Genomic DNA, 18,883 nt, shown 5'->3' with positions numbered 1-18,883 from the left:
GCCAGGAATCCGGAGGTCAGTGCTCCGCTGAGGAGTGGTCAGCGGAGGGCTTCGCCGAGGTGACCAGTTCCGTGAGCACGCCGTGGCAGTCCTTGGGGTGCAGGAAGGTGATGCGGGAGCCCATCGAGCCGATCCGCGGCTGGTCGTAGAGGACCCGGACGCCCTTCTCGCGGATGTCCGCGGCATCGCCGTCGACGTCCGCCGTACCGAAGGCGATGTGGTGCACGCCCTCGCCGTTCTTGGCGAGCCACTTGCCCACCGCCGAGTCCTCCCGGGTCGGCTCCAGGAGCTGGAGGTAGGAGGCCCCGCCGTCGGAGGTCTCGTTGATCTTGAGCATGGCCTCGCGGACGCCCTGCTCCTCGTTGACCTCGGTGTGGAAGACCTCGAAGCCGTATGTCGCACGGTAGAACTCGACAGTCTTGTCGAGGTCGAAACAGGCGATCCCGATGTGGTCGATTCGCGTCAGCATGCCCCCTAGTCCATCGCCAGGAAGGCGGTTACGCAACGTGCGCGCGATCACACCGGCTGCCCGGTGACCTCGCAGCGCGCCCCTCAGTACATTGGCGGTAAACCCTCGTTCACTCCTCATCCCTAGGGGCCGTGCCTCATGTCTGGAACGACCGGTACCACCTCAGTGATCGTCGCGGGCGCCCGCACGCCCATGGGTCGCCTGCTCGGCTCGCTCAAGTCCTTCTCGGGCGCGGACCTCGGCGGCTTCGCGATCAAGGCCGCCCTCGACCGTGCGGGCATCGGCGGCGACCAGGTCCAGTACGTGATCATGGGCCAGGTGCTCCAGGCGGGCGCCGGGCAGATCCCCGCGCGTCAGGCGGCCGTCAAGGCCGGCATCCCGATGAGCGTCCCGGCCCTCACCATCAACAAGGTGTGTCTGTCCGGCCTCGACGCGATCGCGCTCGCCGACCAGCTGATCCGCGCGGGCGAGTTCGACGTGGTCGTCGCCGGCGGCCAGGAGTCGATGACCAACGCCCCGCACCTGCTGCCGAACTCCCGCGAGGGCTACAAGTACGGCGCGATCGAGATGCTCGACGCGATGGCGTACGACGGCCTCACCGACGCCTTCGAGAACATCGCCATGGGCGAGTCCACGGAGAAGCACAACACCCGCCTGGGCATCCAGCGCCCCGAGCAGGACGAGATCGCCGCCCTCTCGCACCAGCGCGCCGCCACCGCGCAGAAGAACGGCATCTTCGAGGCCGAGATCACCCCGGTCGAGATCCCGCAGCGCAAGGGCGAGCCGGTCGTCTTCTCCAAGGACGAGGGCATCCGCGCCGAGACCACCGTCGAGTCCCTCGGCAAGCTCCGCCCGGCCTTCGCCAAGGACGGCACCATCACCGCCGGCACCTCCTCGCAGATCTCGGACGGCGCCGCCGCCGTCGTCGTGATGAGCAAGGCCAAGGCCGAGGAGCTGGGCCTGGACTGGATCGCCGAGATCGGCGCCCACGGCAACGTGGCCGGCCCGGACAACTCGCTCCAGTCGCAGCCGTCCAACGCGATCCTGCACGCCCTCAAGAAGGAGGGCCTGACCGTCGACGACCTCGACCTGATCGAGATCAACGAGGCCTTCGCCGCGGTCGCCGTCCAGTCAATGAAGGACCTCGGCGTTACCCCCGAGAAGGTGAACGTCAACGGTGGCGCGATCGCCCTGGGCCACCCGATCGGCATGTCCGGCGCCCGTGTGGTGCTGCACCTCGCCCTGGAGCTCAAGCGGCGCGGCGGCGGCATCGGCGCCGCGGCCCTCTGCGGCGGCGGCGGGCAGGGCGACGCGCTGATCGTCCGCGTCGCCGGCAAGTAACCGGCAAGTAATTCCGGCACCTAAGGAGCAGTGCAGATGGTGGACGTCCCCGCACTCGTCGCCCAGGCGCGCGAGGGCAGGCCGCGGGCCGTGGCCCGGCTGATCTCGCTCGTGGAGGGGGCGTCCCCGCAGCTGCGCGAGGTGATGGCGGCGCTCGCGCCGCTGACCGGCAACGCCTACGTGGTGGGCCTGACGGGCTCGCCCGGCGTCGGCAAGTCCACGTCGACCTCCGCGCTCGTCTCCGCGTACCGGCGGGCGGGCAAGCGGGTCGGCGTCCTGGCCGTCGACCCGTCCTCCCCCTTCAGCGGGGGAGCGCTGCTCGGCGACCGGGTCCGGATGTCGGAGCACGCCTCCGACCCGGGCGTCTACATCCGCTCGATGGCCACCCGCGGCCATCTGGGCGGTCTCGCCTGGTCCGCCCCGCAGGCCATCCGCGTCCTGGACGCGGCCGGCTGCGAGGTGATCCTCGTGGAGACGGTCGGCGTCGGGCAGTCCGAGGTGGAGATCGCCTCCCAGGCCGACACCTCGGTCGTGCTCCTCGCGCCGGGCATGGGCGACGGGATCCAGGCCGCGAAGGCGGGCATCCTGGAGATCGGCGACCTGTACGTGGTCAACAAGGCCGACCGGGACGGCGCGGACGCCACCGCCCGCGAGCTCAACCACATGCTGGGCCTCGGCGAGGCGCGGTCCGCCGGTGACTGGCGGCCGCCGATCGTCAAGACGGTCGCGGCGCGCGGCGAGGGCATCGACGAGGTCGTGGAGGCCCTGGAGAAGCACCGCGCGTGGATGGAGGAGCACGGGGTGCTCGCGGACCGCCGGCGGTCCCGTGCCGCGCGCGAGGTGGAGACGATCACCATCACGGCCCTGCGCGAGCGCATCGGCGACCTGCACGGCGACCGGCGCCTGGACGCGCTCGCGGAGCGGATCGTCGCGGGCGACCTCGACCCGTACGCGGCCTCCGACGAGCTGGTCGCGAGCCTGACGGGCAACTGAGCGGTACGCGAAAGGGCCTCCCCGGATCGCCGGGGAGGCCCTTTTCGTACGCGCTCGGCGGCTACGGCTTGCCGCGCCGCCCGCGGAGCTGCTCCGCGATGGGCTTCAGGGACTCGTGGAGGTCGCCGAGGGCGTCGGCGCCGATCTGGTCGATGAAGTGCCTGCGCACCGACTCGACGTGGTGCGGGGCGACCTTGCGCATGGTCTCCATGCCGTCGTCCGTCAGGACGGCGTACAGGCCGCGCCGGTCCGACTCGCAGTTCTCGCGGCGGACGAGTCCGGCGTTCTCCATCCGGGTGATCTGGTGGGAGAGCCGGCTCTTCGACTGGAGGGTGGCCGTGGCGAGGTCGCTCATGCGCAGCCGCCGCTCCGCCGACTCCGAGAGGTTCACCAGGATCTCGTAGTCGTTCATCGTCAGGCCGAAGGGCTGGAGGTCCTTCTCCAGCTGGTGCGCCAGCATCCTCTGGACGTCCAGGAACGTGCGCCAGGCGCACTGCTCGCCGTCGGTGAGCCACGGGGTGGCCGTCTCGGTCTCCATGTATGGATTCTACCTAAGAAGTTGAATTCTTGACGAAGTCTGGGAGTGTGACGCCGGGCACCGGGCGCCGGGCGCCGGGCGCCCCGGTCCTCGACCCGGGCCGTACACCCCGGTCCTCGACCCGCTCGGCGCGGGCGCAGACGTTCGAGGGCGTCACACTCCGCAGACTACCGCTCACAGGCCGAAGCGCCGCTGGAGGTCGCCCAGCTGGCCGGGAAGGCGCGGTACCGAACCGGGCACGGCCTGGCCGGAACCGTGCGCCCCGTGACCGCCCGGCACTCCCGCCTGCGCGGGCGGACCGCCGATCGCCCGCTCGGCCATGAGCAGCTCCGTCGACTGGAGCAGGACCGTACCCGCGCCCACGAACTCGAACTGGTGCTCCTCGCCCGAGGTGCCGCCGATCCCCGTCAGGGCCCGTACGCCGCCCATCACGCCCGTCATGTAGCCGTGGTCGTAGTGGTGGCACGGCGAGGGGCAGTCCGCCCAGCCGACCAGCGCCTGCGGGTCCACCCGCATCGGCGGCTCCATGAAGACCACCGGACCGTTCGACGCGGCGACGAACTTGCCCGTGCCGATCAGCGTCACGAAGCCCGGCACGATCGACTGCTTCAGCGCGAGCGTGGGCTGATAGGCGAGGAGGTTGCCCGAACGGATCGTCAGGTTGCCCTTGTCCAGGTCGAACGAGTTCACGTCGAAGGCCCGGTCCGCGAGCAGCATCTTGCCGCTGCCCTCGGCCACCACCCAGTCGCTCGCGTGCAGCGGTGAGTGGAACGACGTCCGGACCAGCCGGTCGAGCCGCCCGTGACCGATGCCGTTGAACTCGATCCGCCCGTAGTAGGCGATCATCTTGCCCTTCTGCAGGAACCACTGGGAGCCCTTGAGCTCCACGCAGAAGGTGTACGGATTCACGTTGTCGTCCGACGGGAGCGTCGTCGGGTCGTGGATCACCGGGGTGCTCACAGCTTCTCCTCCGAGGCCTGGACGTACACCGCGCCGCTGCCGCTCAGCTCCAGCTGGAAGGCCTCGCCGGAGCCGCGCCCCACCATGTCGCGCCAGCCCAGCGCGGTGGAGAGCTTGTTCCGTACGTCGCCGTGGTGGGCCACGTACGCCTGCGGGTCCACGTGGACCGGGCGGCCCGGGGCGATCGGCAGCTCGACGACCCCGCCGTGCGCCATGACGGCCACCGCGCCGTGTCCCTTGAGGGTGGTGGTGAAGAGGCCCTGGCCGGTCACCTGGCCGCGGACCATGCCCATGACCCCGCCCTGCGAGCCCATGAACATCGTGCCCTGCTCCAGGGTGCCGTCGAAGGCCAGGAGCCGGTCGGCCTCCACGTACAGGGTGTCGCCCGTCAGGCCGATCACCTGGATGTGGTGGCCGCCGTGCCCGAACATCACCGTGCCGTTGCCCTCGACCGTCATCAGCGGCGTCGCCTCGCCGGCCACGCGACGGCCGATCATCGACATCACGCCGCCCTGACCGCCCGCCATGTTCGGCGTGAAAGTGACGTCGCCGCGGTACGCGAGCATCGCCCCGCGCTGACTGAACATCCGCTGCCCGGGAACGACGGTCGCCTCGACCATCTTCGAGTTGATCTCGCGGAACGGCATCAGACGTCGCCCCCGATCGTGTTCCGCTCGCTCGGCTGGACGTACACGAGGCCGTCCCCCTCGAAGCGGATCTGGAACGCCTCGCCGCCGCCCTCGCCCATGAGGGTGCGGAAGGTCACACCGGACTGGAACTGCTGCTGGAGGTTTCCCTGGTGCGCGATGTACGCGCCCGGGTCGACCTGGAGCGGGTACTGCGGAGTCACCCGCAGCACGACCGCCGGACCGTCGGACATGATCGCCGCCTGCCCGGTGCCCTCGACGGTGGTCGTGAAGAGGCCGTTGCCGGTCGCGCCGCCGCGCAGGCCCGTGAAGGTCGTGCCGGTGCGCAGCCCCGCGTCGGTGCAGAGCAGATTGCTCGCCTCGACCCAGAGCTTCTCGCCGTGCAGGGACACGAGGTTGATCTCGGAGGCCCGGTCGGCGAACCAGCAGGTCCCCTGGCCGCGTACCTCCATCACCTCCATCTGCTCACCGGTGAGCCGGCGGGTCACCATGCCGCGCAGACCCTCACCGCCACCGCTCATCTTCTTGAACGCCATCTGGCCGTCGTAGGCGACCATCGAGCCGTTCTTCGCCTTGACGGAGTCGCCGGTCATGGAGACGGCGAGCACTTTGCTGCCTTGGAGTCGGAACGTTGCCACCCGAGGAAGGTACTGGGGACCCGGATAAAGAGACAGCAAAGTCGGCGTGCACAATGGACGGGCCCTTGTGCATCCGTTCACAAGATCGAACGAAGGTGACCCCCTCCGTGGACATCAAGACCGCTTCCTCCCTCCACCGGCTCCGGCTCGTCTCCGCGCCGGAGGCCGTCTCGTTCCTGCTTCTGCTCGTCTGCTCGGTGCTCAAGCGGACGACGGACTTCAACGCGGTGCCGGTCATGGGCGCGGTCCACGGCGTGCTGTTCATCCTGTACGTCCTCTTCTGGCTGGACGCCTGGAACCGCACCAAGTGGAGCTTCGGGACCGCGGCGCTCTACTTCGTCCTCTCGGTGCTGCCGTTCGGCGGCTTCTACGCCGAGCGGAAGCTGAAGCGCGAGGCCGCCGACGCGGTCATCGCCTCCCGCGCCCGCGCGGAGAGCGCCGAGGGTGCGGTGAAGGCGTGATCGTCGCGTTCTCGGTCACCCCGCTGGGCGTGGGGGAGGAGGTCGGCGAGTACGTCGCCGACGCCGTCCGGATCGTCCGCGAGTCCGGCCTCCCGAACCGTACCGACGCCATGTTCACGTCCATCGAGGGCGAGTGGGACGAGGTCATGGAAGTCGTGAAGCGTGCCGTCGCCGCCGTCGAGGCCCGCGCGCCGCGCGTCTCGGTCGTCATGAAGGCCGACATCCGTCCCGGCGTGACGGACGGTCTGACCTCGAAGGTCGAGACGGTGGAGCGCCACCTCGGCGCCTGACGGCACATCGCAGCTGCGGAGACCCCCGGTCCTGATCAGGGCCGGGGGTCTCTTCGTATCCGTTGGTTGAGCGAGTGCTCAAAATCGGCTACCTTCACTCGCGGGCAGTTTTGAGCAGTCGCTCAAGATGCTGGATGAGCTGGGGGGACACCCATGGGTCTCTACATCGAGACACGTGTGCACGCGGACCTGGACACGCTCTGGGAGCGGACGCAGGAACCCGGCCGCCACCAGCGCTGGGACCTGAGGTTCACGGAGATCTCCTACCTCCCGAAGGCCGGGGACGAGCCCCAGCGCTTCCGGTACGCGACCCGCGTCCTGCCCTTCCTGGCCGTCGCCGGCACCGGTGTCTCCGCGGGGGAGCGCCACCGGGCCGGCGGCGACCGGGTCTCCGCCCTCCGCTTCTCCTCGTCCCACCCGCTGTCGCTCCTCGCCGAGGGCAGCGGCTACTGGCGGTACGTCCCCACCTCCGACGGCATCCGCTTCCTCACCGGCTACGACTACCGGCCCCGCTGGGGCCTCCTCGGCCGCGCCGCCGACCGGCTCCTCTTCCGGCCCCTCATGGGCTGGGCCACGGCCTGGTCCTTCGACCGGCTGCGGCTCTGGTGCGAGCGGGGCATCACCCCGGAACACTCACGGAACCGCTGGCTCCTCGAAGCCGCCGTCCGGGTGCTGCTCGTGGCCGTGCCGATCGCCCTGACCCGGCTGCCCCTCGGGCTCGTGTCCCTCTACGCCGTGCCGCTCACCGTCCTCGGGCTCGCCGCCGCCGTCCTCGTACCGCCCTCGTCGCGCGCCCCCGCGGCCCGCCGCTGTCTGCGCACCCCGCCCGCCCGCAGCCGGGAGCCCCGGCTCCTCGCCACCCTGGAGCAGCCGTGACGACCCGGAGCGCGCCCTCGATCTTCCGTACCGCCATGGGGGACGCCGAGTTCGAGCGGCTGCACCCGGAACTCCGGCGGCGCTTCTCGGTGGGGCTCGCGAGCGGGGAGCTGTGCGTCGGACGCGGCGTCATGGACCGCATCTGGCACGGCCGGGCCTTCGTGAAGCCCTTCCTCGCGGTCGGCGGGCTGCGGAACATCCTGCTGCCCCGCACCGGCCGGGACGTCCCCTTCAGCATCGAGAACGTGCCGTACGCCGACTCGTACGGACGGGAGACCGTCACCTTCGTCCGCACCTTCGCCCTGCCCGGCGGCCCCCGGCGCTTCGACGCCACCATGGTCCACAGCCCCGAGCGGGGGTGCGTCCTCGACTACCTCGGAACCCACCAGCACCTCGCCAGCGATCTGCACCTGTCCGCCGAACCCGACGGCTCGCTCCTCATCACCTCCGGCGAACACCGCTTCCGCGAAGGCCCGTTGGACGTGCGCGTCCCCGAACTCGTCGGCGGCCGGGCCGAGGTCCGCGAGTCCTTCGACGAGCGCACCGGCCGCTTCCGCATCGACGTCCGGGTGGTGAACCGGCACTTCGGTCCGCTCTTCGGCTACGAGGGGTCGTTCACCGCCACATACGCCGACGTAGGCTCCCACGGGGTGCGCGCGGGGCTGCGCCCGGTGCGCGAGGAGGTACGGGCGTGAGTGCGGAGACCGCGATCGGGAAGGCCGCGATCGGGAAGGCCGCCGGCGGCGCGAGGGGTCAGGACGCGCGGAGCCAGGAGACCCGGGACAAGCTGCTCGACGGCGCCCTGCGCACCCTCGTCGAGCAGGGCATCGCCAAGGCCTCCGCACGCGCGATCGCAACCACCGCCGGGGTCAACCAGGCCCTGGTCTTCTACCACTTCGGCTCCGTCGACGAGCTGCTCGCCGCCGCCTGCCGGCACGGCGCCGAACTGCGCGTCGCCCGCCACCGCGAGCGGCTCCGCTCCGTCGGCAGCCTCTCCGAGCTCCTCGCCTTCGGGCGCGAGATGCACGCGGAGGAGCGGGACGCCGGACACGTCGCCGTCCTCGGGCAGCTGCTCGCCGGGGCCCAGACCCACCCCCGGCTCGCCCCGGCCACCGCCGCCGGGCTCGACCTGTGGATCGCCGAGATCGAGCAGGTCCTCGTCCGGGTCCTCGCCGGGACCCCGCTCGACGGGTTCGCCGACCCTGCGGGGCTCGCCCGCGCCGTCGCCGCCTCCTTCGTCGGCCTCGAACTGTACGAGGGCGTCGACCCGGCCGGCGCGGAGGCCGCGCTCACCGCGCTCGAACAGCTGGGCTTCCTGATGGCCGCGATCGAGGAGCTGAACCCGGTCGCCCGGAAGGCCGTCACGTACACGCTGCGTCGACACAGTGATCGCAACAGGTAAGGACGCCCACTCGGACTACTCCAGTCGACACGCCGAACGAAGTCCCCTTTTGTTGGGGTATCGACCCGTTCGACGACAGCTGGAGGCACCGTGCGGCCGGAAGGCTACGACTACGACACCTACAGCCGACTCGCCGGTCCGCTCACGGACCCGGACACGGACCCCGCGGCCTACACGGTGCAGTACCGGAGTCTGCTCTCGAAGGAGCCGCACCGAATAAGGGCCGTCCTGCTCATGTGCCTGGCGCCGGTCCTGTCGGCGGTGCTCCTGGCCTATCTCGTCTGGCCGAGCCACTGGACCGTCCGGGAGGGCGGCGAACCCTGGCTCGTCCACCTCGACACCGTCATGCTCGTGTCGATCGGCCTCATCTGCCTCTTCATGCTGGTGAACGTCACGTCGATCGCCCACGCCACGATGGTCGCCCGCGACCCGATACCCGTCCACGAGGAGCCCGGCACCCGCGTCGCCTTCCTCACCACGTACGTCCCGGGCAAGGAACCGCTCTCCATGGTCCGCGCCACCCTCGAAGGCGCCGTCCGGCTGCGCCACGACGGGCCGCTGGACGTCTGGCTCCTCGACGAGGGCGACTCCGCCGAGGCCAAGGAGCTCTGCGCCGAGCTCGGAGTCCGCCACTTCACCCGCGCCGGCGTCCCCGAGTGGAACCGCAGGAAGGGCGTGCACAAGGCGAGGACCAAGCACGGCAACTACAACGCCTGGCTCGCCATGCACGGGAACGCGTACGACTTCTTCGCCTCCGTCGACACCGACCACGTCCCGCTCCCCAACTTCCTGGAGCGGATGCTCGGCTACTTCCGCGACCCCGACATCGCCTTCGTCGTCGGACCGCAGGTCTACGGCAACTACACCAACATCGTCACCAAGGCCGCCGAGTCGCAGCAGTTCCTCTTCCACGCCCTCATCCAGCGGGCCGGAAACCGCTACCGCGCGCCCATGTTCGTCGGCACGAACAACATCGTCCGGATCTCCGCCCTCCAGCAGATCGGCGGCCTGTACGACTCCGTCACCGAGGACATGGCCACCGGCTTCGAACTGCACCGCAGGAAGAACCCGCGCACCGGCCGCTTCTGGCGCTCCGTCTACACCCCCGACGTGCTCGCGGTAGGCGAGGGCCCGGCCTCCTGGACCGACTTCTTCACCCAGCAGCTCCGCTGGTCCCGGGGCACGTACGAGACGATCGTCAAGCAGTTCTGGAAGGCACCCTTCCGCACCCCGCCGGGCCGCCTCCTCAACTACACGCTGATGCTCGTCTACTACCCGATGACGGCCGTCAACTGGTTCGTGGGCATCCTCAGCTGCGTCCTCTACCTCTGGTTCGGCGCCTCCGGCACCCAGGTCTCCACCCAGGTGTGGCTGATGATCTACAGCGACGCCGTCGCCCTCCAGATCGGGCTCTACCTCTGGAACCGGCGGCACAACGTCTCGCCCCACGAACCCGAGGGCTCCGGCGGCCTCGCCGGCATGGCGATGTCCGCGCTCTCCGCGCCCATCTACCTCAAGTCCCTCGGCTCGGCGGCCCTCCGCACCCGCGGCCGCTTCGTCGTCACCCCCAAGGGCGGCGAGGCCAGCCCCGACCGGGTCGCCACCTTCCGCATCCACCTCTACTGGGCGGTGATCCTCATCGCCTCGCTCGCCGCCTCCGTCCACTACGGCCACACCCACGCGGCCATGCGCACCTGGGCGTCCCTCGCCCTGGTCATCGCCCTGGCCCCGGCCCTCCTCTGGGTGTGGACATCGGTACGGGCCCGGCGCGTGCGGCGCGTCCGGGACCGCGCGAGGGCCCGCGCCCGCAGCCGCGGCCTCGCGGACGCCCGCGAAGGGGTCGCCCGCGAAGGAGTCGCCCGCGAAGGGGTCGCCGTCCTCCCGGCCGCCATCCCGCCCACGCCTGCCGCCCCGGCCCCGACGACGACCGGAGGGAACTGAGCCATGGCCTACCGGCCGTCGAAGAAGTTCAAGAAGACGCTGCTCGGCAGCGGGGCCGTCGTGGTCCTCGCCGCGCTCAACGCCCCCGCCGCCGTCTCCTTCGCGGAGGAGAAGTACCACGCGTACAAGATCGCCCAGCCCGGCTACCAGCAGGAGTTCGGCTCCTGGGCGGAGGTGGACGTCCCCGAGCAGTACCGCATCAACGCCATCCACGCGGCGCTCCTGCACACCGGCAAGGTGCTCCTGATCGCCGGCTCGGGCAACGACCAGAAGAACTTCGACGCGGGGACCTTCGAGACCATCCTCTGGGACCCGGTGAAGAACACCTTCAAGAAGATCCCCACCCCCGTGGACTTCTTCTGCTCCGGCCACACCCAGCTCCCCGACGGGCGGCTGCTCGTCGCCGGCGGCACCGCCCGCTACGAGGTCCTCGGGGACGGCGTGAAGAAGGCCGGCGGCGGCATGCGGGTCAAGAACGAGAGCCCCGACAAGGCGGTCACCCTCAAGAAGGGCACCGTCTTCCGCTCCCCGTCCGGGGTCGAGTACGTCTCCAAGTTCGACGTCACCGTCCCCAAGGCCAAGCGCGAGTTCGAGATCTCGTACTTCAAGAGCGGCCAGATGAAGCCCTGGGAGACCAAGGTCACCGCCGCCGAGTCACGGGTCTTCGTCGAGGCGAGGAAGGCGGGCCCGCAGGCCCTCACCACCGAGGCAGCGCAGTACGAGGTCGTCGGCCTCAAGGGCGACGAGGCCGACGACGTCTACGGCCTCGCGCAGAAGCTCACCACCGAGAAGCAGGACTTCCAGGGCATCAAGGGCGCCTACGAGTTCGACCCCCGGGCCGAGAAGTACATTCCCGTGGCCCCGATGAAGGACGCCCGCTGGTACCCGACCCTCCTCACCCTCGACGACGGCAAGGTCCTCGCCGTCTCCGGGCTCAACGACGTCGGCGACGTCGTCCCCGGCGACAACGAGATCTACGACCCCGAGACCAAGAAGTGGTCCAAGGGACCCTTCCGCTACTTCCCCACCTACCCCTCCCTCTTCCTCACCCAGGGCGGCAAGGTCCTCTACACCGGCTCCAACGCCGGCTACGGCCCCGCCGAGAAGGGCCGCGAACCCGGCCTGTGGGACCTGGAGAAGAACTCCTTCACCAAGCTCGGCGGGCTCACCGACCCCGACCAGCTGGAGACCTCCGCCTCCCTGCTGCTGCCGCCCGTCCAGGACCAGAAGGTCATGGTCCTCGGCGGCGGCGGGGTCGGCGAGTCCCCGAAGTCCACCGCCCGCACCTCGATCGTCGACCTCTCCAAGGACAGCCCCGTCTTCACCGACGGGCCCGCCCTCCCGCAGGGCACCCGCTACCTCAGCAGCGTCCTGCTGCCCGACGACACCGTCTTCACCAGCGGCGGGTCCGAGGAGTACCGGGGCCGCAGCGGCAGCGACATCCTCAAGGCGCAGTTCTACGACCCGAAGACCAACGCCTTCACCGAGGCCGCCGAACCCACCGTCGGCCGCAACTACCACTCCGAGGCACTGCTGCTCCCCGACGGCCGGGTGGCCACCTTCGGCTCCGACCCGCTCTTCGACGACAAGGACAACACCAAGCTCGGCACGTTCGAGCAGCGCATCGAGGTCTTCACCCCGCCCTACCTCCACCAGGCCGGCGCCGACCGGCCCGCCCTGGGGGAGGGGCCGCGGGAGCTCGACCAGAACGGCCGCGCCACCTTCAGGACCGCCGACGCCGGGCGGATCGCCGGGGCCCGGCTGATGCGGCCCAGCGCCGTCACCCACACGACGGACGTCGAACAGCGCTCGGTGGAGCTCGGCCTGATGAAGGGGCAGGACGGGAGGACGGTCACCGTCGACGTACCGCAGGACCGCACGCTCGTGCCGCCCGGCTGGTACATGCTCTTCGTGACGGACGCGAAGGGCATCCCGAGCGAGGCGAAGTGGATCCAGGTGGGGTGAGCGCTTGCCCCGGCGCTCGGGTCCCGGGCTTCAGGTCCCTGCGCTCAGGTCCCGGACCTCAGGCCTTCGCCCGCCGGGCGAGGCCCAGGGCGTACTCCGGCCACCACGTCCCGGCGGCCGGGCCGCCCCGGCACTGACCGTCCGAGTCGCCGGGGCGCTTGATCCACAGATAGGCGTCGACCAGCTCGTCCCCGGTCCGGTCCGTCGGCGGTACGCCGAGGGCCCGGCCCGGCGGATTGCACCAGGCCTCCGCCCGGTCGCCCGGGAGGGGGCCGTCGCCGTTCCGGCTGGTGTCCACCGTGAAGTGGGTGCCGCCGAGCAGCCCCGAGAGCATCGAGCCGAAGCCCTTCACCGTGTCGTTCGTCTGGAAGTTGGAGACGTTCAGCGAGAAGCCGTCCGCGCGGGCGATGCCCGCCCGGCGCAGCGGCTCCACCAGCTTGCCCGGGTCGTCGATCCACGCCGGATTGCCCGCGTCCAGGTAGACCCGGGTGCGCGGCTGCCGCTTGAGCCGCTCGATCGCCTCGGCGAGCAGCCCGTACCGCTCGTCGTGGTACTGCGACGGGGTGCAGCCGTCCACGATGTGCGGCACCGCGTCCGGCTCCAGGACGACGATCGCGGAGGAGTCCCCGATCGCGGACGCGAAGGAGTCGACCCAGGTCCGGTAGGCCCGCGCGTCGTGCGAGCCGCCCGCCGAGTACATCCCGCAGTCCCGGTGCGGGATGTTGTACGCGACGAAGACCGGGGTCCGGCCCTCGGCCGCCGCGCCCCGGACCGCGCGCGTGACCTCGGGGACGGGGTCGTCCCCGGCCGGCCAGTCCGCGACCGGCCGCTCCGCGATCCGCTTCAGGACCTCGGCGTCCTCGGTCCTGCCCTGCGCCTCGTACTGCCGGACCTGCTTCGCCGCGTCGCTCTCCGGGTCGACCCAGAAGGGGGAGCCCGCGGAGGGGGCCGGTGCCTCTCCCGCCGAGCCCTCGCCGGCCGCGGACGGCGGGCCGACGGGCGTCCGCGCGGAGTCGTCGCCGGAGCATCCGGTCAGGAGCAGCGCGGAGACGAGAGTCAGGGCGGCGGCGATGACGGTGCGGCGGGACATCCGGCCCCCAGGGTCGGGTACGGCGGGTGCGGCGGGCATACGCGGGAGGTGCGGGACAATCGGGGCCATCGTGGCATGACGGTCATTCCGTTCCGGGCTGCGACACCGCGATGCCCAGCGGCGTCCGCTCGTACAGCACCTGGTGGCCGTACCGCCGCGACGCGAGCAGCCCCGCGTCCCGCAGCACCGCCAGATGCGCGGAGACGGAGGAGGGCGCGAGGCCGAGACGGTGCGCGAGCGCCGTCGTCCCCGTCGGCTCGTCCAGGGCGCACAGGACGTCCGCCCGGGCGCGGCCCAGCAGCCGGGCGAGCACCTCCGGCGTGCGGTCCCGGGGCTCGGCCCACAGCCCGCCGATCCCGCGCGCCGGATAGGCCACGGTCGGCTGCCACGGCGGATCGAAGCCGCTCACCACGTCGGGCCAGGTGAAGACCGAGGGCATGAGGACGAGCCCCTGCCCGTCCAGCGGGCGGTCGTGCTCCCCGGCGTAGGCGACCTGGAGGGTCGCGGTCTCGGCGGCCCAGGCGAAGGCCGGGTGCAGCTCGCTCAGGAGCCGTTCGAGCCCGCCCTCCGCGAGCCGGCGCGAGTGGTACGCCACGTCCGCCTCCAGGAGCGCCCGCAGCCGGGGCCACTCGGGAGCGATCAGCGCCTCCCAGGCCGCCTCCAGGAGCACGGTCAGCCGCCGCACCCCGTCGGCCGGATCGGCCAGCAGCCGCCGCCCCTCCTCCGTGGCGGCCGCCCCCGGCGTCTCGGCGAGCGCCCGCTCGAAGTCGACGAGCGCGAGGGCCGGGTCGGTGTCCCGTACGGCGGCGATCTCCTCGTCGAAGGTGGCGGCGGGCCCGAGCGGCGGCGGATAGAGGAAGTCCGGGCTGTGTCCGCGGAGCGGCATGAGGAGCTGGAGCGGCCCGAGGTCGAGCCCCCGCGCGGCGCCCGCGATCCGCCGCATCCACGGCAGGTGGTAGCTCTGCTTCCCGGGCCGCGCGAGGACCCGCACGGCGGAGTGCGTCTCCCAGAGCGGCGAGATCGCGAACCGGATCCGCAGCGGATCGGCCTCGCCGAAGCGCAGGTGGTACGGCACGGGGCACCCTCTCCAGGACGCGGAGGATCGGAACGGCGGAACGGCGGAACAGCGGAACGGCCGAGCAGCGGAAACAGCGGAACGGCGGAACAGTGGAGCATCGGAACATTCGTGTGGAGCCGAAAGTCTAGGGCGCGGGCGCCACCCGACGGCACGCTGCCGTCATGCCGAACACCGCCTCTCCCGCCACCTCCCTGCCCGCTGCCGCTCCGGAGCCACCGCCCGGCCCCGGGTACCGGGCCGTGTTCCGGGTGCGGGAGTTCCGGTTCGTCTTCGTGGCGCACCTCTTCTCCCTGCTCGGGGTCGTCGTCAGCGAGCTCGCCCTCACCGTGCTCGTCTACGACCTCACCCGCTCCCCGCTCCTCTCCTCCCTCACCTTCGCCCTCGGCTTCCTCCCCTACCTCATCGGCGGCACCCTCCTCGCCGGCCTCACCGACCGCCTCCCGCCCCGCCGGATCCTCGTCGTCTGCGACCTCGTCTGCTCCGCCTGCGTCGCCGCGATGGTCGTCCCCGCGACCCCCGTCGCCGTCCTGCTCGTCCTGCGCTGCGCCATCGCCGTCGTCTCGCCCGTCTTCAACGGCACCCGCATGGCGACCCTCGCCGACATCCTGGGCGAGGGCGACCTCTTCGTCCTCGGCCGCTCCCTCCTGCGGATCGTCTCGCAGAGCGCCCTCCTCACCGGCTTCGCCGTCGGCGGCGTCCTCCTCACCGTCGTCCCGCCGCGCGGCGCCCTCGCCGTCACCACCGTGACCTTCCTCGTCTCGGCGCTGCTGCTGCGCCTCGGCACCGCCCGCCGCCCCGCCCGCGCCGCCGGGAAGTCGGCCGCGAGCGGCCTCGCCGGCACCTGGGCCGTCCTGCGGAACCGGCGCGTGCGCGCCCTGATGCTGATGTTCTGGGTGCCGCCGCTGTTCGCCGTCGTGCCGGAGGCGCTCGCCGCCCCGTACGCCGACGAGATCGGCGTCTCCACCGCCGCACTCGGTCTCCTCATGTGCGCGCTGCCCGTCGGCACCATCGCGGGCGAGCTCTTCGCCGGGTCCTTCCTCGACGCGGCGACCCGCTCCCGGATCGTGCTCCCGCTCGCGGTGACCGGCGTCCTCCCCTACCTCCTGTACGCCCCCGAGCCCGGCGTCGCCCTCGCGGTCGTCGCGCTCTTCCTGGCGGGCGCCACCGGCGCGTACACCCTCGGCCTCGACGCCTGGTTCGTCGCCGCCGTCCCCGAGGACCAGCGGGGGAGGGCCATGACCCTGATGACGGCGGGCATGATGACCGTCCAGGGGATCGGCATGGCGGGAGCCGGGATCGCGGCCGAGTTCGCCCCCGTCCACACGGTCGTCGCCGGCACGGGCGTCGTCGGGACGCTCTGCCTGCTCGCCGCCGCGGCGGAGCTGAGGGCCTCCGGGGCGACCGAGAAATGAGACGGGGCTGACCGCCAAGTTCCCCATGGGTAAGGTCGACGCGTGCCGAAGCCGCTCAGTCTCCCCTTCGACCCCATCGCCCGCGCCGACGAACTCTGGCAGAAGCGCTGGGGCCCGGTCCCCTCGATGGCCGCGATCACCTCGATCATGCGCGCCCACCAGATCCTCCTCGCGGAGGTCGACGCCGTCGTCAAGCCGTACGGGCTGACCTTCGCGCGGTACGAGGCCCTGGTCCTGCTCACCTTCTCCAAGGCGGGCGAGCTGCCGATGTCCAAGATCGGCGAGCGGCTGATGGTGCACCCCACCTCGGTGACGAACACCGTGGACCGGCTCGTGAAGTCCGGCCTGGTCGCCAAGCGCCCGAACCCCAACGACGGCCGCGGCACCCTCGCGACCATCACCGAGAAGGGGCGCGAGGTGGTCGAGTCCGCGACCCGCGACCTGATGGACATGGAGTTCGGTCTCGGCGCGTACGACGCGGAGGAGTGCGGCGAGATCTTCGCGATGCTGCGCCCGCTGCGGGTGAGCGCGCACGATTTCGACGAGAGCTGACCCGCGCGAAGATCGCCCGGAACGTGCCGTTACGCTCGACGGCATGAAATCCAGCGTGCTGACCCGTTACCGCGTCATGGCCTACGTGACCGCCGTCATGCTGCTCGTGCTCTGCACGTGCATGGTCTTCAAGTACGGGTTCGACATGGGTGAGGACGTGACCTTCGCGGTCTCCCAGGCCCACGGCGTCCTCTACATCATCTACCTGGTCTTCGCCTTCGACCTGGGCTCCAAGGCCAAGTGGCCGTTCGGCAAGCTCCTGTGGGTGCTGCTGTCCGGGACGATTCCCTTCGCCGCCTTCTTCGTCGAGCGCAAGGTCGTCCGCGAGACGTTGCCGCTGGTCAGCGGCGTGCAGCCGGAGCCGGTGAAGGCCTGACCCCCACCTCCGCACGTATGTGCGGAGGTTTGCCATCGACATTTACTAGGACGTCCTAGTAAATTCGAGGGTATGGACGCTGACGCCATCGAGGAAGGCCGCCGTCGCTGGCAGGCCCGTTACGACAAGGCCCGCAAGCGGGACGCCGACTTCACCACGCTCTCCGGCGACGCCGTGGAGCCTGTCTACGGGCCCCGGCCCGGCGACACCTACGAGGGGTTCGAGCGCATCGGCTGGCCCGGTGAGTACCCCTACACCCGGGGACTCCACGCGACCGGCTACCGGGGCCGGACCTGGACCATCCGCCAGTTCGCCGGCTTCGGCAACGCCGAGCAGACCAACGAGCGCTACAAGATGATCCTGGAGGCCGGCGGCGGCGGCCTCTCCGTCGCCTTCGACATGCCCACCCTCATGGGCCGCGACTCCGACGACCCGAAGGCGCTCGGCGAGGTCGGCCACTGCGGTGTCGCCATCGACTCCGCCGCCGACATGGAGGTCCTCTTCAAGGACATCCCGCTCGGCGACGTCACCACCTCGATGACGATCTCCGGGCCGGCCGTGCCCGTCTTCTGCATGTACCTGGTCGCCGCCGAGCGGCAGGGCGTCGACCCGGCCGTGCTCAACGGCACGCTCCAGACCGACATCTTCAAGGAGTACATCGCGCAGAAGGAGTGGCTCTTCGAGCCCGAGCCCCATCTGCGTCTCATCGGCGACCTGATGGAGCACTGCGCGCAGGGCATCCCCGCGTACAAGCCGCTCTCCGTCTCCGGCTACCACATCCGCGAGGCCGGGGCGACGGCCGCGCAGGAGCTCGCGTACACCCTCGCCGACGGCTTCGGCTACGTGGAGCTGGGCCTCTCCCGCGGCCTCGACGTCGACGTCTTCGCCCCCGGCCTCTCCTTCTTCTTCGACGCGCACCTCGACTTCTTCGAGGAGATCGCCAAGTTCCGCGCGGCCCGCCGGATCTGGGCGCGCTGGATGAAGGAGGTCTACGGCGCCAAGACCGACAAGGCGCAGTGGCTCCGCTTCCACACCCAGACCGCCGGTGTCTCCCTCACCGCCCAGCAGCCGTACAACAACGTCGTCCGTACGGCGGTCGAGGCCCTCTCCGCCGTCCTCGGCGGCACCAACTCCCTCCACACCAACGCCCTCGACGAGACCCTCGCGCTGCCCAGCGCGCAGGCCGCCGAGATCGCCCTCCGCACGCAGCAGGTGCTGATGGAGGAGACCGGCGTGGCCAACGTGGCCGACCCGCTGGGCGGCTCCTGGTACGTCGAGCAGCTCACCGACCGCATCGAGGCCGACGCCGAGAAGATCTTCGACCAGATCAAGGAGCGCGGCCGCCGCGCCCACCCGGACGGGCAGCACCCGATCGGGCCGATCACCTCGGGCATCCTGCGCGGCATCGAGGACGGCTGGTTCACCGGCGAGATCGCCGAGTCCGCCTTCCAGTACCAGCAGTCCCTGGAGAAGGGCGACAAGCGGGTCGTCGGCGTCAACTGCGCCCACGGCTCCGTCACCGGCGACCTGGAGATCCTGCGGGTCAGCCACGAGGTCGAGTGGGAGCAGGTCCGGGTCCTCGGCGAGCGCAAGGAGCGCCGTGACGACGCCAAGGTCCGCGCCTCGCTGGACGCGATGCTCGCGGCGGCCCGGGACGGCTCGAACATGATCGCCCCGATGCTGGAGGCCGTCCGCGCCGAGGCCACCCTCGGCGAGATCTGCAACGTCCTGCGCGACGAGTGGGGCGTCTACACCGAGCCGCCGGGCTTCTGACCGTCGGCCATCGCTACGCCGGCAGGGGCGGTACGGGGACTCCCGTACCGCCCCTGCCGGCGTGCGAGGTGACGTACTTCC

Annotated in this window: 20 protein-coding genes; 13 read left to right on the top strand and 7 right to left on the bottom strand. The window is 71.1% G+C overall.

Annotation, left to right across the window (positions count from 1 at the left end; all coding sequences use genetic code 11):
• Positions 1-16: 16 nt before the first annotated feature.
• Complete coding sequence (gene mce, locus ACFC0G_RS09825) at positions 17-469, bottom strand: methylmalonyl-CoA epimerase (protein ID WP_376399961.1); 453 nt, start codon at positions 467-469, stop codon at positions 17-19.
• Between the two features lie 138 nt (positions 470-607).
• On the opposite strand from mce, the gene ACFC0G_RS09820 reads away from it, so the two are divergent.
• Together ACFC0G_RS09820 and meaB are read left to right on the top strand one after the other, a co-directional pair.
• Positions 608-1,810 (top strand): acetyl-CoA C-acetyltransferase, encoded by a 1,203-nt coding sequence (locus tag ACFC0G_RS09820; protein ID WP_376399958.1) that lies wholly within the window; start codon positions 608-610, stop codon positions 1,808-1,810.
• Positions 1,811-1,846: 36 nt separating this feature from the next.
• Positions 1,847-2,803 (top strand): methylmalonyl Co-A mutase-associated GTPase MeaB, encoded by a 957-nt coding sequence (gene meaB / locus ACFC0G_RS09815; protein ID WP_376399954.1) that lies wholly within the window; start codon positions 1,847-1,849, stop codon positions 2,801-2,803.
• 61 nt (positions 2,804-2,864) lie between these two features.
• Here the strand turns inward: meaB and ACFC0G_RS09810 are convergent, their stop codons facing one another.
• The 4 genes from ACFC0G_RS09810 to ACFC0G_RS09795 all read right to left on the bottom strand — a co-directional run bounded on the left by ACFC0G_RS09810 (position 2,865) and on the right by ACFC0G_RS09795 (position 5,586).
• Entirely contained in the window at positions 2,865-3,341 is a 477-nt protein-coding gene (locus ACFC0G_RS09810) for a MarR family winged helix-turn-helix transcriptional regulator (RefSeq protein ID WP_376399951.1), read from the bottom strand.
• 174 nt (positions 3,342-3,515) lie between these two features.
• Positions 3,516-4,301, bottom strand: a complete 786-nt coding sequence (locus ACFC0G_RS09805) for an AIM24 family protein (RefSeq protein ID WP_376399948.1) — start codon at positions 4,299-4,301, stop codon at positions 3,516-3,518.
• Positions 4,298-4,948, bottom strand: a complete 651-nt coding sequence (locus tag ACFC0G_RS09800) for an AIM24 family protein (RefSeq protein ID WP_376399945.1) — start codon at positions 4,946-4,948, stop codon at positions 4,298-4,300. The genes ACFC0G_RS09805 and ACFC0G_RS09800 overlap by 4 nt, the downstream gene beginning before the upstream one ends.
• A complete protein-coding gene (locus tag ACFC0G_RS09795) occupies positions 4,948-5,586 on the bottom strand; it encodes an AIM24 family protein (protein ID WP_376399942.1) in 639 nt (212 codons plus the stop codon). The genes ACFC0G_RS09800 and ACFC0G_RS09795 overlap by 1 nt, the downstream gene beginning before the upstream one ends.
• A 107-nt stretch (positions 5,587-5,693) precedes the next feature.
• Between ACFC0G_RS09795 and ACFC0G_RS09790 the strand changes: the two genes are divergently transcribed.
• The 7 genes from ACFC0G_RS09790 to ACFC0G_RS09760 all read left to right on the top strand — a co-directional run bounded on the left by ACFC0G_RS09790 (position 5,694) and on the right by ACFC0G_RS09760 (position 12,521).
• Entirely contained in the window at positions 5,694-6,047 is a 354-nt protein-coding gene (locus tag ACFC0G_RS09790) for a DUF3817 domain-containing protein (RefSeq protein ID WP_376399939.1), read from the top strand.
• On the top strand, positions 6,044-6,337 hold the full coding sequence (locus ACFC0G_RS09785) for an MTH1187 family thiamine-binding protein (RefSeq protein WP_376399936.1): 294 nt from the start codon (positions 6,044-6,046) through the stop codon (positions 6,335-6,337). The genes ACFC0G_RS09790 and ACFC0G_RS09785 overlap by 4 nt, the downstream gene beginning before the upstream one ends.
• Before the next feature lie 153 nt (positions 6,338-6,490).
• Positions 6,491-7,213, top strand: a complete 723-nt coding sequence (locus ACFC0G_RS09780) for a hypothetical protein (RefSeq protein ID WP_376399933.1) — start codon at positions 6,491-6,493, stop codon at positions 7,211-7,213.
• A gap of 35 nt (positions 7,214-7,248) precedes the next feature.
• Positions 7,249-7,908, top strand: a complete 660-nt coding sequence (locus ACFC0G_RS09775; RefSeq protein ID WP_376400502.1) for a DUF4166 domain-containing protein — start codon at positions 7,249-7,251, stop codon at positions 7,906-7,908.
• Between the two features lie 29 nt (positions 7,909-7,937).
• A complete protein-coding gene (locus ACFC0G_RS09770) occupies positions 7,938-8,615 on the top strand; it encodes a TetR/AcrR family transcriptional regulator (protein ID WP_376400499.1) in 678 nt (225 codons plus the stop codon).
• A gap of 90 nt (positions 8,616-8,705) precedes the next feature.
• A complete protein-coding gene (locus tag ACFC0G_RS09765) occupies positions 8,706-10,556 on the top strand; it encodes a glycosyltransferase family 2 protein (protein WP_376399931.1) in 1,851 nt (616 codons plus the stop codon).
• Between the two features lie 3 nt (positions 10,557-10,559).
• Complete coding sequence (locus ACFC0G_RS09760; protein ID WP_376399928.1) at positions 10,560-12,521, top strand: galactose oxidase-like domain-containing protein; 1,962 nt, start codon at positions 10,560-10,562, stop codon at positions 12,519-12,521.
• 58 nt (positions 12,522-12,579) lie between these two features.
• On the opposite strand, the gene ACFC0G_RS09755 is transcribed toward ACFC0G_RS09760, so the two are convergent.
• Both ACFC0G_RS09755 and ACFC0G_RS09750 read right to left on the bottom strand, forming a co-directional pair.
• Positions 12,580-13,611 carry a glycoside hydrolase family 6 protein gene (locus ACFC0G_RS09755; protein WP_376400496.1) on the bottom strand — a complete coding sequence of 344 codons (1,032 nt, stop codon included), beginning with the start codon at positions 13,609-13,611 and terminating at the stop codon, positions 12,580-12,582.
• Between the two features lie 82 nt (positions 13,612-13,693).
• Positions 13,694-14,686: a DUF5937 family protein gene (locus tag ACFC0G_RS09750; RefSeq protein ID WP_376399925.1), complete on the bottom strand. Its 993-nt coding sequence runs from the start codon at positions 14,684-14,686 to the stop codon at positions 13,694-13,696.
• A gap of 164 nt (positions 14,687-14,850) precedes the next feature.
• Here ACFC0G_RS09750 and ACFC0G_RS09745 point away from each other — a divergent pair, with 164 nt between their 5' ends.
• From ACFC0G_RS09745 to ACFC0G_RS09730, 4 genes are all read left to right on the top strand, one after another.
• Positions 14,851-16,101: an MFS transporter gene (locus ACFC0G_RS09745; RefSeq protein WP_376399922.1), complete on the top strand. Its 1,251-nt coding sequence runs from the start codon at positions 14,851-14,853 to the stop codon at positions 16,099-16,101.
• Positions 16,102-16,143: 42 nt separating this feature from the next.
• Positions 16,144-16,653 (top strand): MarR family winged helix-turn-helix transcriptional regulator, encoded by a 510-nt coding sequence (locus ACFC0G_RS09740; protein ID WP_376399919.1) that lies wholly within the window; start codon positions 16,144-16,146, stop codon positions 16,651-16,653.
• Between the two features lie 43 nt (positions 16,654-16,696).
• Positions 16,697-17,029, top strand: a complete 333-nt coding sequence (locus ACFC0G_RS09735) for a DUF3817 domain-containing protein (RefSeq protein WP_351815410.1) — start codon at positions 16,697-16,699, stop codon at positions 17,027-17,029.
• 72 nt (positions 17,030-17,101) lie between these two features.
• On the top strand, positions 17,102-18,802 hold the full coding sequence (locus ACFC0G_RS09730) for a methylmalonyl-CoA mutase (protein ID WP_376399915.1): 1,701 nt from the start codon (positions 17,102-17,104) through the stop codon (positions 18,800-18,802).
• The last annotated feature ends 81 nt before the right edge of the window (positions 18,803-18,883 follow it).

Origin of the sequence: Streptomyces sp. NPDC056169, from assembly GCF_042268445.1 — a bacterium.
Lineage (GTDB): Bacteria > Actinomycetota > Actinomycetes > Streptomycetales > Streptomycetaceae > Streptomyces.
The sequence above is the reverse complement of the archived record's forward strand: the minus strand, read 5'-3'. Positions and strand labels throughout refer to the sequence as shown.